Here is a 13,172-nt window from a genome sequence, read left to right as displayed (position 1 = left end):
CAATTAGGAACATTTTTCGCTAAATACCCTCTCACCAACATTATGCCCTCATCACCCCATGAAATTTTCGACATCGTTGATGAACAGGATACGGTCATTGGCCAGGCCCCGCGTAGCCGTGTCCATGCTCAGGGTTTGCGCCATCGCGCAGTCCACATTCTGGTTTGGAACAGCCAAAAGCAGCTATTCCTGCAGAAGCGTTCCATGAATAAGGACCAGATGCCAGGCGTTTGGACAACTTCCTGCTCTGGTCACGTCGATTCTGGAGAAGATTACAATATTGCTGCAGTTCGTGAACTAGGCGAAGAGCTGGGCATTATGATTCCTGATGCTTCCAAGCTGGAGTTGCTGTTCAAGCACCCCGCCTGCCGCTACACCGGGGAAGAATTTGTGCAGGTTTACAAACTGACTTGGGACGGCGACATGACGCTTGATCCGGAGGAAATTGACTCCGGCGCCTGGTATGCCCCAGACGAGCTTGATGCCTTTATTCGCGCCGACCGCCGCAACTACGCACCCAGTTTTAGACTGATTTGGGGCATCGTGCGGCAGAATGACGAAAACGCGTTCCTAGGCGAGTAATCTGAAATTGCTCTAGTCAGAGAGTTGTTGGCTCTGATCGGCGCTGTTTGCCAGCTTCCGATACTTGGATAGGGCATACAGCGGCCAGCTCCATTCATAGCTGTCGTACTTCAGGTAGTAAATACGGGGAAAGCCGGTGCCGGTAAATAGTCGGGTGCGCCAGGAACCGTCTTCTTTCTGGTTTTTCAGCAAATACTCGACGCCGCGCTGGATTGAGGGGCGACTAGGGTTACCGAAGGTCAGCATGCCCAGCAGCGCCCACGCAGTTTGTGAAGGTGTGGATTCGCCTTGTCCCTTGGTCGTTTCGTCGTGGTAGGTCCAGATGGATTCGCCCCAACCGCCATCTTCGTTCTGGCAGTTTTCCAACCAATTGCGTGCTCGCTGGATGTAGCCTTGGCTCATGTCCTCGCCAACAGCGTGCAAGCCGCGCAATGCATGACCGGTGCCGTAAATGTAGTTCACGCCCCAGCGGCCAAACCATGAACCATCCTCAAGCTGAGTGTCTTTAAGGAATTTAATTGCGCGCTGGACCACTTCGTCGTCGCGACCGTAGCCCATGAGCGCGAGCGTTTCAAGGGCGCGTCCGGTAATGTCCGAGCAGGGTGGGTCGAGGATCGCATTGTGGTCTGCGAAGGGCACTTCTTCCAGCCAGGCGTCGGTGATGTCTTTGTCGAATGCAGCGAAACCACCTTCCTTACACTGCATGGCGCGGCACCAGCGTATCGCGCGGTCGAGGGTGATTTGCTGGGATTTGACGTCGGTCGCCAGGAGCGGCTTGAGGCCAAGCACCACCTGGAAGGTGTCATCGACGTCCGGGTAAAAATCGTTGTTAAACTCGAAAGCCCAGCCGGTTGCTTCGGTGAAGTCGCAGTTTTCCTTCCAATCGCCGCGGAAGGAGATTTCGCGCTGAATGAGCCAGTCGGCAGCAGCCTGAAGACGTGGATCATTGGGATCGTGATCGCTTTCGGCGATGGCCATCGTGGCGATGGCGGTGTCCCAAACAGGGGAGAAGCAGGGCGCGATGCGCCATTCATCAGGGCCGTCGGTGGTGTTGCCCTGCGTCTTGCCATAGGTGGCCCAGCTGTCGCCATCGGTGGTGAGGTCGACGAAGTGCTTGAGGTTCTTTTCGAATATCCAGTGGTCCTTGGAGTAGCCGAGGCATTCGAGGGCGAGGAGCACATTCATCATGGCCGGGAAAATCGCGCCCATCCCGTCGGAGCCATGGGTGACGCGGTCGTTGATCCAGCCTTCGGCAGCCTTCAACGCACGGTTACGGAATAAGCCGCCGGGCAAGTGGTTGACGAAGCGAAAAGTCTTGTCGCAGGCGAGGAAGAAATTCTTCCAGGAAACCGGTTTTTTACTCCACTCCAGGCCCCATTCGCCCTCCATAGTGCCGCCAGGGTAGAGCTCATTGAGGTCCGGGCAACTTTCGATGATGCGCGTCGGCTTGTAGTGGTTGATCACGGCCAGCGGGACGAGCATGTTGCGGGTCCAACTGCTTACACGGTAGATGTTGATGGGGAACCACTTCGGCAGGAGCATCACCTCGACGGGGATCAGCGGACAGTCCTTCCAGGGGAAGCAGCCAATGAGTGCGAGAGTGAGCTTGTACCACGTGCAAAGTGCGGGAATGCCGCCGAGTTCTAGCGCTTGGTCTCGCGCCTTGGTCATGACTTCGGAGTTCGGGCTTTCGCCCAGCATTTTGAGTGCGTAGTAGCCTTTGACGGTGGCTCCGATTTCACTGGGGCCATCTTGGAACTGCGACCAGCCACCGTCTTCGTTTTGACGCTTTTTGATGTGCGCGAGGATTTTCTCCTTGGGCAAGCGGTCTTCGATCCGCGCCCAAAAGAAGTACAGCACGTAGTCACAGGCGACGGTGATGTCGATGGGCAGCTCACAATTCCAGTAGCCGCCTTTTTCTTGAATCGAGAAGAGGAAATCTTTAATGCGCTCAATGGACTCATCAACGCCTTCCAAGGAAGGGCCGGTGGTTGAAGAAACGGTATCCGCCATAGCTGTTTGGGATAGTGAAATTTAGTCTAAGACCAAGGAAAAAGCGCTGAGGCTACTCCAGCTCGTATTGGTCGGTGCGCTGATTGCGGGATTCTTCTATTTCCTGCTGTTGTCGTTGAATTTCTTCTTCGATCATTTGCTGGTATTCCTCGAAATACTCCCAAAGCGGACTTTCACGGAAACTTGGGCTCTGAATCGTGGCGATGCAGGCAGCGAGACCAACGAAGTACAACACCACAGCCTTGTAAGCGTTTTTAAGGTCCACGATGATATAGACCAGCGCGGCAAACGGGATGAGGAGGTAGGCTAAGCCCCAGGCCCAATGCTTGATGAACGCGCGCACAGTCAGGGCAATGCCGGCGGCAAACATCCAGAGACAACCAACGCCAATGACGATGGCGTGCCAGTAATCCCGCATGACGGCGCAAGCGATGCCGCCCAAAATCAAGGTGACGGCGAAAAATGCAGACTCAAACGACCCGAGGCCAAAGCTTTCGAAAAAGCCGACCTTTGACTGAGCGACTATGCGGGGCTCTTTGGCCTTGGCCGATTTTGCAGCTGAGACGCCCTCGGGCGTGGCGGCCAGCATTTCCGGGATTTCCATGCCCCTGCTTGGAGCGGTGTCTTGAGCGTTCACTGAGTCGAATTTGCGTCCTGCGCCAAGCTTGAGGGCTGGCGAGCTTGCGCCTGCAGTGGGGGGAGTCGGTGGGGGCGTTGATGAGTCGGCCTCACTCAACTCCGGAATTTGCGCCAACTCCACCCATTGCGCCATGCCATTCTTCCAAACAGCGGTTTCTCCGGAAATTTTGCCCGCTTGGGCAAGTTCCTTCATTTCGTCTCCCGTGTAGGGGCCAACTTGTTGGCCACTTTCAGCGTAGTACCAGATTTTCTCGTTTAGGTCAGACATTCCCTGTAGTGTGTGTCGCTTTAAATGACAGATGTTGAAGAGCTTGGCGAGCATGTATGCGCTTAAATCGATTGCGCTCCGATGGATTTGCCGCCACAACGTCGCGATGATCGGCGTCGTATTCCCCAGTCATTTTGAAGCAGCAGAGTTTGTGGTGCGCTTGAAGAATAAGGCCCCAGCCAAGCTGGAGCGTCATTTGCCTTCGTGGCGCGGGAGCATCGGTGGGCAGGAGATCGCAGTAGGCGTCATAGGCATGGGGCCGCCGCACTGTGTATCGCGCACTGAAAAGTTTCTGGATTACTATCCGGTCAAGACGCTTTATTTGGCTGGATTTGCTGGCGCGCTCGATCCTGCGCTCAAGCGGGGCGAAGTGATCGTGAACCGGGGTGATGGGAAAATCGCCACTGCAAATGAAGTCATTGCAACTGCGGCGGATAAAGCGCGATTACTTGCGCAAACCGGCGCTCCACTCGTCGATATGGAAAGTGCGCATGTGGAAGCCGTAGCTGCGAAGCATCAGACGCCTTTGGTGGTTGTCCGTGCGGTGAGTGATTTAGCTACTGAAGACGTGCCGGTGGATATCCTGGACCGCAGTTATGATCAGACCCAAGGCGTGACAACTCCCGTAAAACTCGGTCTCTACCTTGCTTGGCATTGGGGGGACATTGGTCGGCTGATGCGCTTCCTCAAACCCCTCTCGGGCGTGCGCCGTGGCCTGACGAGTGTGCTGGTCGCTGAATTGGCGAAGCAGGCGCCAGATGAGTCTTAGCCGTGCGTTTTGACTCGTCGAAGTCTGGGAGTTTGCTTCAATACTCGGCATGTCCGAAGAAAAAACTGACTACAATCAGATTGCAGCCGAGTACGTAGAAAGCAAAAAGCAGCCATGGCGCTCCATGGTCGAGGAATACTCGTTCTTGAGCTTGATTGGCGACGTGACGGGCAAGCCGGTTCTCGACTTGGCCTGTGGTTCGGGGCACTTCACCCGGAAATTGAAACAGCGCGGAGCAGGGGACTTGCTCGGGGTGGACATCTCGGAGGAAATGATACGTCTGGCTCGCGAAGAAGAGGCTGCCGCCCCGCTGGGCATTCGCTATGAAGTGGCGGATGTGTGTGCACCTGGCTCAGGCGAAGTGTTTGGGTTGGTGGTGTCGGCCTGGTTGTTGGTCTATGCGCGTAGCTTGGTGGAATTGGATGAGTTTTGTGCGGGCGTTTCCCGTCGTGTGGCGCCTGGAGGGCGTTTTGTGACGTTTACCACCGATCCCGATGTCTATTTTTATGCTGATCGCGACTACAGCAAATACGGTTTCAACATCGAGTTGGAGGACGAGCCGAGCGAAGGCGCTCTCATTCGCTGGAGCATGACTACGGGCTCCGTTAAATGCGTGGTCGATAATTACTATCTGCCCAAGGAAAGCTACCGCGAAGCCTTGTTGAAGGCTGGCTTCAGCGAAGTGCGCTATCATGGTCTACAGTTGTCGCCAACGGCTGCGGATGAAGCAGGCTATTGGGATCAATTCATTCAAAACCCGCCTGCGTTCATGATTGAGGCGATTAAGGCCTGAGTCGGCTTATCGTTTTTTTAAGGCCGGGGCTTGTCAAAGCGAGTTTCCTGCCTCTTATCTCATTCATGCACAAGCAGAAGGCAGTCGTCATTGGCAGTGGATTTGGCGGATTGGCGGCGGCCATTCGCACCCAGGCAAAGGGCTACGAGGTGACCCTGCTCGAAATGCGAGACAAGCCCGGCGGTCGCGCCTACGTCTACCACGATCAAGGGTTCACTTATGACGCTGGCCCCACAATCATCACGGTGCCGTTCGTGCTGGATGAACTAGCTGAAGCGGCAGGCAAGAAGATCGCCGACTACGTGGAAATTGTGCCCTGCGATCCGTTTTATCGAATCTATTTTAATGACGGCAAAGTCTTCGATTACCGGGGAGAGCAAGCCTCGCTCGAATCGGAAATCGCTAAATTTCAACCGGACGATGTCGCTGGGTATCGGAAATTTTTGGCCTATAGCGAGCAGATATTTGATCGCGCTTTTACGGACCTTGCGGATCATTCTTTTCATTCGTTTGCAGAAATGATCAAGGTTGCCCCAGACTTGATCCGGCTGCGCGCTGAGCAATCCGTTTACAAGCGCGTCAGTCACTTTATTAAAGATCCTCAATTGCGGCAGGTGTTTAGTTTTGAGCCTTTGTTGATTGGTGGCAATCCGCTGCGTTCATCGGCGATTTATGCCATGATTCACTACCTGGAGAAAACGTGGGGAGTGTATTTCGCCATGGGAGGAACCAATGCCCTGGTCCGTGGCCTCGTAAAGCTGTTTGAGGATATTGGCGGCAAGCTAGTTCTCAATGCGCGGGCGGAGGAGATTGTGGTGAAGAATGGCCGCGTTCAGGGGGTCCGGGCAGCATTGGGATCCCAGGAGGAAGATTTGGCCGACGACAGCCGTGAGCCGGGCTATCGCTTTTCCCGGACCGAAGAAGCATACTTTGAGGCAGACTTCGTGATCAGCAATGGCGATGTCGCCAACACATACCGTAAGCTGGTGAAGCCTGAGCATCGACGCAAGTGGACCGATACGCGCTTGGAGCGTATGCGCTATGCGATGAGCCTGTTTGTCATCTACTTTGGCACGGACCGGACCTATGAGCACTTGCCGCATCACAGCATCGTCTTGGGGCCACGATATGAGGGACTCTTGGGCGATATTTTTGATAAGCGTATTGTCGCCGAAGATTTTTCGCTCTACCTGCATGCGCCGACGCGAACGGACCCCAGTCTTGCGCCTCCCGGCTGTGAGTGCTTTTACGTGCTAAGCCCTGTGCCGAATCTGAAGGGTGGTCAAAACTGGGCAGATATCAAAGAGGCTTATGCGGACCGCATCTTGGCCTCTTTGGAGAAGGATCATTTGGTTCCCGACCTACGCAAGCACCTCAAGTCCAAGCTCATCTTTACGCCGCAGGATTTTCATGATCGGCTGGATGCTTACCAGGGAAGCGCGTTTCAATTTGAGCCATTGTTGACGCAGAGCGCCTGGTTCCGGCCGCACAATAAGAGCGAAGATGTGGATGGGCTGTTTTTTGTAGGGGCGGGGACGCACCCAGGGGCTGGTTTGCCCGGCGTCATCAGCTCTGCCAAGGTGTTGGATCGCTTTATCGAACCGATACGCTGAAAATGACGGAATCGTCTTTTTCTTTCTCCTTTTTACGCTTCTTCTCGATATCGCCGCTGCGGATCATGATTTTGCCTTCATAGACCCAGCGGTAGAGGCTTTCGCCTTCGCCTGCGCTGAATTTTACCCGCTTAAACTCGAGCTCACTGGTTGCCCGCCCAGACTTAATGCTCACGACACAGTCACTGCCTTCATAAGCAGATGGATCTGGCAGGTCTTCGATTGCGCGCTTTAATTGCTCTAGGCTGGGTAGAAATCTTCGGCTACTCATGCTGTGTTACATTTTCACGGATTGCGTTGCAGAGTCAAGGTTGCCTGAAGCAATTGCGTCAAAATAAATGAGATTCCTCAGCAATATAATCCACTGCTTGATGTATGCTCTAGTAGCTGGGGGAGTGACTGTAGACAAAGAGATAGTAATCGCTGATCTTTTGTTGGTCAGATTGATGGAGGTGCTCTTCGTTGATTATTCGGTTAAGCGCCGATTTCGCATCGTCCATGATTATGGGTAGCTTTTGATGATTCAAATTTCCCTCATTGAAGGCTGGGTTTGGGATTTTATCCCGGATGGCATTCCACTGGGCGCTGACATCTTCACGAAAGGTTGTTACCTCCTTTAAGTAGTCGATGCCAATGCGGGAAGGTGAGCGGCGGGTATCGGCCAGCACAGACAGGATGACGCCCGTGGTCGTTTCGCCACGGTTGAGATCGACTCGGTTCGGCCGGTCCTTGAAGTGGACATTGCCTTGGTCGTCAATGATGACTGATTCCTTGGGAAATATACGCCTGAGAAAATCTTCCAACTGGCTTTGGTAGTCGCGCATTAATTTCGAGTAACGCGCATAATTACGGCTTTTCCAACGAATGACGTCTTGCTCCTGTTCGATCAGGTAGTTGATGTTTTCCGGCAGGGGGTAAAAGCGTGGTTTTTGCAATTCGCGATTCAGCTCAATGATTGCTTCTTCAAAACTGATGATGTCGGCATACACGCCGAGTTTGAGCAGAAATGGGCGATTAAAGCGTTTGGCGTCGAGGTAGCCATAATACATCTTGGGCTGATCCTCCTTGAGCAGTTCCAAGTCGAACTTGTCCCAGGGAGCCAGTATGGGGCTGTCGGAGCCATAGAGAAGCAGGACCGCTCCCTCGGGATGCGCCTCGAGCACGCCAGCAGCGACAATTTCCGCACCGTTTGCGCCGCGTAGGCGAATGCCGCTTGAAACAGGATCGGAAACAGGCTGGGCTTGGCAAACTGCTGCGCACACAAGCAATGCCAAGCAACGGGTGAGTAAAAACATGCGGGGTGACATAGGCTTAGTTAAACAGGTGGGCAGCATTCATCAAAAGCAAAATACTCCCTGGAGCTGCGAGTCAAGGGCTCTACTTATCGTCTTCTTCAGAGGTAGTATGCCACACGGGGAGGCTTTGGAACTTTTCGAAGCTTTCGACATAATCTTCAAAGCGATCCTCATACAGAGCTGTGTGCATGGCGTCGACTAGCTGAATCATTTCGTCGTTTTGGGTCAGTCGAACGAGAGGCGTCATGTCATGCAGCGCCAAGCGCGCTTTCTCCACATCTTGATTGGCAATGGTTGCTTGAAGTTGCTCTCCGTATGATTGTAACGAGTCGTAAAGCTCCTTCTCCAGTTGCTTGAGTCGCACTGGATCATCCCCCGCAATGTAGGCCATGAGGGAACGTTCTTTGGGAGATTCCTTGGGCTTGTCAGTCGGTAGAGTATCCGAGCGTGACTGAATTGCCGTGATTAACTGATCTGGCGTAAAGGGTTTCGGGACGAAACTGCTGATGCCCGCGTTACGCAGTTTCTCCAAATCAAAATCTGCGACATAGGCGCTCATGGCAATGAGAGGCGTTTGCGCTTTGGCGGCGGACTCCCTCACCATCTCGGCAAACTCAATGCCGCTGGCGCCAGGCAGATTAATGTCCACAAGCACGAAGTCCCAGTTGTGCTCGACGAATACCTTTAAGGCTTCTTCGGCCGATCCGGCAATGGTGACCTTAACGGATTCGCGTTTGAGTAAGCCTTCGACCACAATTTGATTGTAAGGCTCATCCTCAATGACCAGGGCTTGCAGTCCGGCCAAGATCTGGATGGGAGCTTTCGTCGTTGGCAGCGCCTTTTCGCTCGTTGATTCGACAGTCGCTAATGACAGACTAAACACGAAGCGAGCGCCGCTGGTATAGGTCGTGTCGAGGGAGAGCGAACCGTCTAGAATTTTGGATAAACGATCAGCAATGCTCAGACCCAACCCGATGCCCTTAATCTGTGAATTGCTGTGTGACCCGCGATTGAATTGCTCGAAAATGTTTTTCTGATCTTCGAGGGGAATGCCCTTGCCAGTATCCTCGATGGCGAATTCCAGTTTTGCGCGATTCTCGTCCGCAAGCAGCTCAACTTTTGCCCGGACGGTGACACTGCCGCTATGAGTGAATTTAACTGCGTTGGTCGTTAGATTGTAGAGGATTTGTCGGAGCTTGCCTTCGTCGCCAAACAGATCCGGGCAATCCGCAAACTCCTTGATGACATACAGGTCGATGCCCTTGTCTTGAGCGAGACGCTTGTGCAGAGACTCAAGTTCATCGAGCAGGGAGGAAATTGAGAATTGGCAATTTTGCAGCTTAATTTGGCCATTTTCAATCGCGGCAAAGTCGAGCATGCCATCGAGCAAAACCTTGAGATGCTCGGCGGTGCTCAGCAGGTGAACCAAACGTTTCTGATCCGCGCTGCTGCCATCATCAATCAGGAGGTGGGCTAGCCCGACAATACCGTTCATCGGATTACGGATCTCATGGCTCACGTTGGCGAGAAAACGGTTTTTGGCGGTATTCGCCTGGGCGAGTCGCACGTTGGTCTTTTCCAGCTCAAGCGTCCGGCTGCGAACTGCTTCTTCGAGCGCTATGTTCGCCTGTTGTAGTCGCCGGGTTCGGAAATAAACGAGCAAGTAAGCGACGAGGATCGCAATGAGCAAGTAGAGCACATAGGCGCTCCAGGTTCGGCTCCATGGGGGAAGAATCTGAAATTGATAGTTGGTGATGGGGCCAGCCGGTCGATTGTCAACCAATGCCTGAACCTGAAATTCATAGTCGCCTTCACGCAGATTGGTGAATTCCTTAAAATTGCTGACTGATGCGGCGCTCCAATCGTTGCTTTGTCCAACGAGGCGGGTTCGATACGTGACTGATTCCTGGCCATAATAGGGCAGGGCGAACTCAAATTTTGCCAATTCGACAGGGAACTCGAATTCACGTTCGTGAGATGCAGGTTCTCCCGTTATGTCGACATTGGTTAGGAGTGGTGGTCGGGAGACTGGAGCTGGTGGCGGCAGGTCGAAGTTCTCTCGGATGAGCCCATTGCTTCCACCAAACCAGACAATGGACTCCTCTTCGTCGACCCAAAGGCAATGCACTTCCGGCAGCTCCTGAAGACCTTGGCTGGGAATGGTGGTGATCCGGGGGGAGGGCTCACCAGACGGCCAATCCAATTGCTGAAAGACATTGCCTTGACCTGGCAGCATGTAGGTGAGCCAGAGTCGTTGGTTTGAAGCGTTGTCGAAATTCACTGCATAGGGATCATCGTCCAATGAGTCGGGCGAGCCATTCACTTTACTCCAGGTTTCGGAGCCTTGGGATAAACTGTAAATTCCGGCGTTGCAGAGTAATATCATGCCGGCTGGCAGCTCGGTAAAATAACCCCACTGAATATTCTCGGGAAGTGAAGGGTTTTCAAGTGGTTGTAATGCTGCATGCGAGTCTGAAAGAAAGTCCTCCATTGATAGCGTGAACAAACCTTGTGAAATCGACCCTGCATAGAGTTTGTCATTAAAGTAGACCATGGTCCATAGCGGGCCCGGTGTGGAAATCGTATTGATAACGTCGAGTTGCCTTCCTTGCCAACGACACAGGTAGGCATTGCGTATCTGCAGTATGGCGATGTATTCTGCGCCTTGGTAGTTTAGCACCGTTGAGAAGATGCCATCCTGGTTGACCGCAAGCGCAGGTTGAATTTCGTTATTCTGGATCAAGCTGTAGCCCGTGCTGTCAGCGATCAGTGGTCCTTTGCTCGTTGGCGTGATCGTCCAGACAACCGAATCTTCTGCGCCAATCGTGAGCCACTCTGTGGTTAGGTTTTGCAAGGTTGGCTTGACTAAGGCCAGGCAACCAGTCGTGGTGCCAACCAAAAACTGATCTTCCCAATCACTCAGACTGAAAACGATGTTTGGCTCAAAACCGTTGGACTTATCGATCTTCGTGTAGGGAGATTGTAGGTCGACCAGACTCACGCCGATTTCATGCGTGAGCCATAGGTTGCCATCTGCGTCTTCCAAAATGTCGATAACCATGTCGCTCAATGCGCCATTTCTTTCGGAAATCTGGCCCTCGAATTTGCCATCAGCAGAAAGGAGCAGTAGGCCGTAGTTATGTGTTGCGCAGGCGATGCGGCCATCACGCAGCTTTAATGATTTATAGCAGAGAGTCTGATTGAGCAGCTCAGAAAGTTCGTTTGGCCAGCTGTGCAATGCTTCGTCTTGAATGTAGACAAATCCATTGCGATAGGTGCTAAAAACCTGCTCTCCTGATTCAGCGGTAAAGACCCCATTTACTCTGGCGGAATTTGTGGACTCTATAGGGATGATAATGGATTCGTGTTGTCCATCAATCGCGTGCAAGCCGTAATCTTTCTGGCTAATGTAAAGCGTAGAGCCGTCTATAGCGCCAGTCAGGCGATCATCATCGGGCAGATAACGGGATTTAATACGATCGCCCTCCACGGTGATTAGATGTTCTTGAGATAGAATGTATAGGCGTCCGTCAGCGGGAAATATACTCCATGTTTCACCAAGCTCGCTGGATGAAATCTCAATTTGATCGACCATCGAGATGTATTCAGGATCGGAGTTTTCCTCAGCTAAAAAGTAGCCGAACTCATCGTTGCCGCATACCCAGATTTTCGACTCTGATTCGATGTAGATGTCGTGGATTGGAAACGGGAGCTTCCATAGTTCCCAGTTCACGCCGTCAAAGCGCAGCAAGCCCTCGTTGTTGGCTATGTAGATTCTGCCGGAGTCATCCTGCTTGATTGACCAGTTACTACCGCTGGCCAGGTAGTCATCGGGTGTAAATGTGCGGATAGGGGGCGATCCAATGATTCCTGCGCTCAAGTGAGCAGCGCTCAAAATTAAATTTATAATAATACACCAAAAAATGCGTGCTATCATTTCTTGGTGTTGTGCCAGTTTTCGACTTATCATGCAGCGTGATCTCAAAACGGGATTGCCTAGGCTAAATAGCACAAAACTCAGTAATCATGAAAAAAGCAATAGTATCCATACTCCAAACTGTTATCTACAACGCAGGCATTCGCGTTGGCCACACTTCAGAGAAGATTGTCGCCAAGGCTCCGCCAACTTGGCCCTGCGAAGTATAACGCATCGCATCTCTAAATGATACCACTGCTGTCGCGTGCCGTTATCCATTAGGTGGCGGCGCGCTTTCTGTTTTCTATAAACTATGAACATGAATCTTGCACCAATTAAGTATCGGGACGTCATGGCTGAGGATGGCGGACCAATACGCTCTATCGATGTTGGGGTAGAGGTGATGTTCGGGCGCGAGCAGTATTCAGCAGCAACCTTCCTGCGTGATGATCTACGCGTCGACCAGCCTTATCCTGATGGCGTTGGCTCGGCCTCTGATCCCACGACGGCTAAATTTCGCGCAGTCTCCGAAGCATTGGAGCGCTGGGCTTTCCGGCATTGTAAACTCAACCATGTAAATGAGTACGGTTTTGACTATGACCCAACCACCAATGGCATGGGCGCTTTTCCGGGACTCTTTGATAAGGGCGCGCGTCAAGCTGCGGAGCGCGAGGCCTTGGAGCGACATGTGCTAATACTCTGGTGGGAAGGGTATCTCGGCTATCATACCTTGGGCGATCCCTTTCCTGGCGTGAGGGCTATCCGCATTGACAACCCATTTAGCGATCATGCGGTTGTGCTTGTTTGGCAGTTCATGGAAGATCGTTTTTATACCTACGGATTTGGAGTCGGAGCCAATGTTAATGAAGCCAATTGGCGGGCGGCGGTTGAAATGCACCGCACCTCTGGCATCATTGGAGAGCACTATCAGAAATTTGAATCCATCGACTTAGACTATGTGAATCGCATTGAACACTTGTTCGAACGCCGCTCACTTTATTTCTCCCGTCCCGATGGATTTGTTCAGTTACTGGAGCGGATGGAAGCCCGCCCCAAACCGCTGTTGAATTCAGCTAAACCTATTAGTTTGATAGATCGCAAAGTCACGGGTCCTTGGGATCAGTATGTTACGGTGTGGCGTATTGTTTACCAGCAGCCTAATCGTGAATTCGCCAGTCAGCGTGCCGATTACTTCTTCTGGTAGAAGCCGCCTAGAGCACTTTTCATCTAGATTGGCCGATCAGGCCGCAGTGATTTTTCGTGTCCAGCAAGGCGGCTTGAGCG

Annotated in this window: 10 protein-coding genes; 5 read left to right on the top strand and 5 right to left on the bottom strand. The window is 52.7% G+C overall.

The annotated features are described in order from the left end of the window. Window positions 1–42: 42 nt before the first annotated feature. A complete protein-coding gene (locus RBB63_RS06425; RefSeq protein WP_309382275.1) occupies window positions 43–582 on the top strand; it encodes an NUDIX hydrolase in 540 nt (179 codons plus the stop codon). Between the two features lie 12 nt (window positions 583–594). Here the strand turns inward: RBB63_RS06425 and shc are convergent, their stop codons facing one another. Together shc and RBB63_RS06415 are read right to left on the bottom strand one after the other, a co-directional pair. After that, on the bottom strand, window positions 595–2,595 hold the full coding sequence (shc, locus tag RBB63_RS06420; protein ID WP_309382273.1) for a squalene--hopene cyclase: 2,001 nt from the start codon (window positions 2,593–2,595) through the stop codon (window positions 595–597). Between the two features lie 52 nt (window positions 2,596–2,647). Continuing rightward, window positions 2,648–3,502, bottom strand: a complete 855-nt coding sequence (locus RBB63_RS06415) for a DUF4339 domain-containing protein (protein WP_309382271.1) — start codon at window positions 3,500–3,502, stop codon at window positions 2,648–2,650. Between the two features lie 31 nt (window positions 3,503–3,533). Here RBB63_RS06415 and RBB63_RS06410 point away from each other — a divergent pair, with 31 nt between their 5' ends. From RBB63_RS06410 to RBB63_RS06400, 3 genes are all read left to right on the top strand, one after another. Next, complete coding sequence (locus RBB63_RS06410) at window positions 3,534–4,271, top strand: phosphorylase family protein (RefSeq protein WP_309382269.1); 738 nt, start codon at window positions 3,534–3,536, stop codon at window positions 4,269–4,271. Between the two features lie 49 nt (window positions 4,272–4,320). Further along, entirely contained in the window at window positions 4,321–5,064 is a 744-nt protein-coding gene (locus RBB63_RS06405; protein WP_309382267.1) for a class I SAM-dependent methyltransferase, read from the top strand. Between the two features lie 65 nt (window positions 5,065–5,129). Then, complete coding sequence (locus tag RBB63_RS06400) at window positions 5,130–6,677, top strand: phytoene desaturase (protein ID WP_309382265.1); 1,548 nt, start codon at window positions 5,130–5,132, stop codon at window positions 6,675–6,677. On the opposite strand, the gene RBB63_RS06395 is transcribed toward RBB63_RS06400, so the two are convergent. The 3 genes from RBB63_RS06395 to RBB63_RS06385 form a co-directional block, all read right to left on the bottom strand. Further along, the gene (locus tag RBB63_RS06395; RefSeq protein ID WP_309382263.1) at window positions 6,658–6,948 is read right to left on the bottom strand and encodes a hypothetical protein; all 291 of its coding nucleotides are present in this window, start codon (window positions 6,946–6,948) and stop codon (window positions 6,658–6,660) included. The two genes, RBB63_RS06400 and RBB63_RS06395, sit on opposite strands and share 20 nt — an antisense overlap. Before the next feature lie 109 nt (window positions 6,949–7,057). Next, window positions 7,058–7,984 (bottom strand): hypothetical protein, encoded by a 927-nt coding sequence (locus RBB63_RS06390; protein WP_309382261.1) that lies wholly within the window; start codon window positions 7,982–7,984, stop codon window positions 7,058–7,060. Between the two features lie 70 nt (window positions 7,985–8,054). Further along, the gene (locus tag RBB63_RS06385; RefSeq protein WP_309382260.1) at window positions 8,055–11,867 is read right to left on the bottom strand and encodes a hybrid sensor histidine kinase/response regulator; all 3,813 of its coding nucleotides are present in this window, start codon (window positions 11,865–11,867) and stop codon (window positions 8,055–8,057) included. 340 nt (window positions 11,868–12,207) lie between these two features. Between RBB63_RS06385 and RBB63_RS06380 the strand changes: the two genes are divergently transcribed. Next, window positions 12,208–13,092, top strand: coding sequence for a hypothetical protein (locus tag RBB63_RS06380; RefSeq protein WP_309382258.1), 885 nt, complete (start codon window positions 12,208–12,210; stop codon window positions 13,090–13,092). Window positions 13,093–13,172 lie beyond the last annotated feature (80 nt).

The sequence above is a fragment of the Cerasicoccus frondis genome, assembly GCA_031296915.1.
Classification (GTDB): domain Bacteria; phylum Verrucomicrobiota; class Verrucomicrobiia; order Opitutales; family Cerasicoccaceae; genus Cerasicoccus; species Cerasicoccus frondis.
Note: the sequence above shows the minus strand (reverse complement) of the source record. Positions and strands in the feature narration are given on the sequence as shown.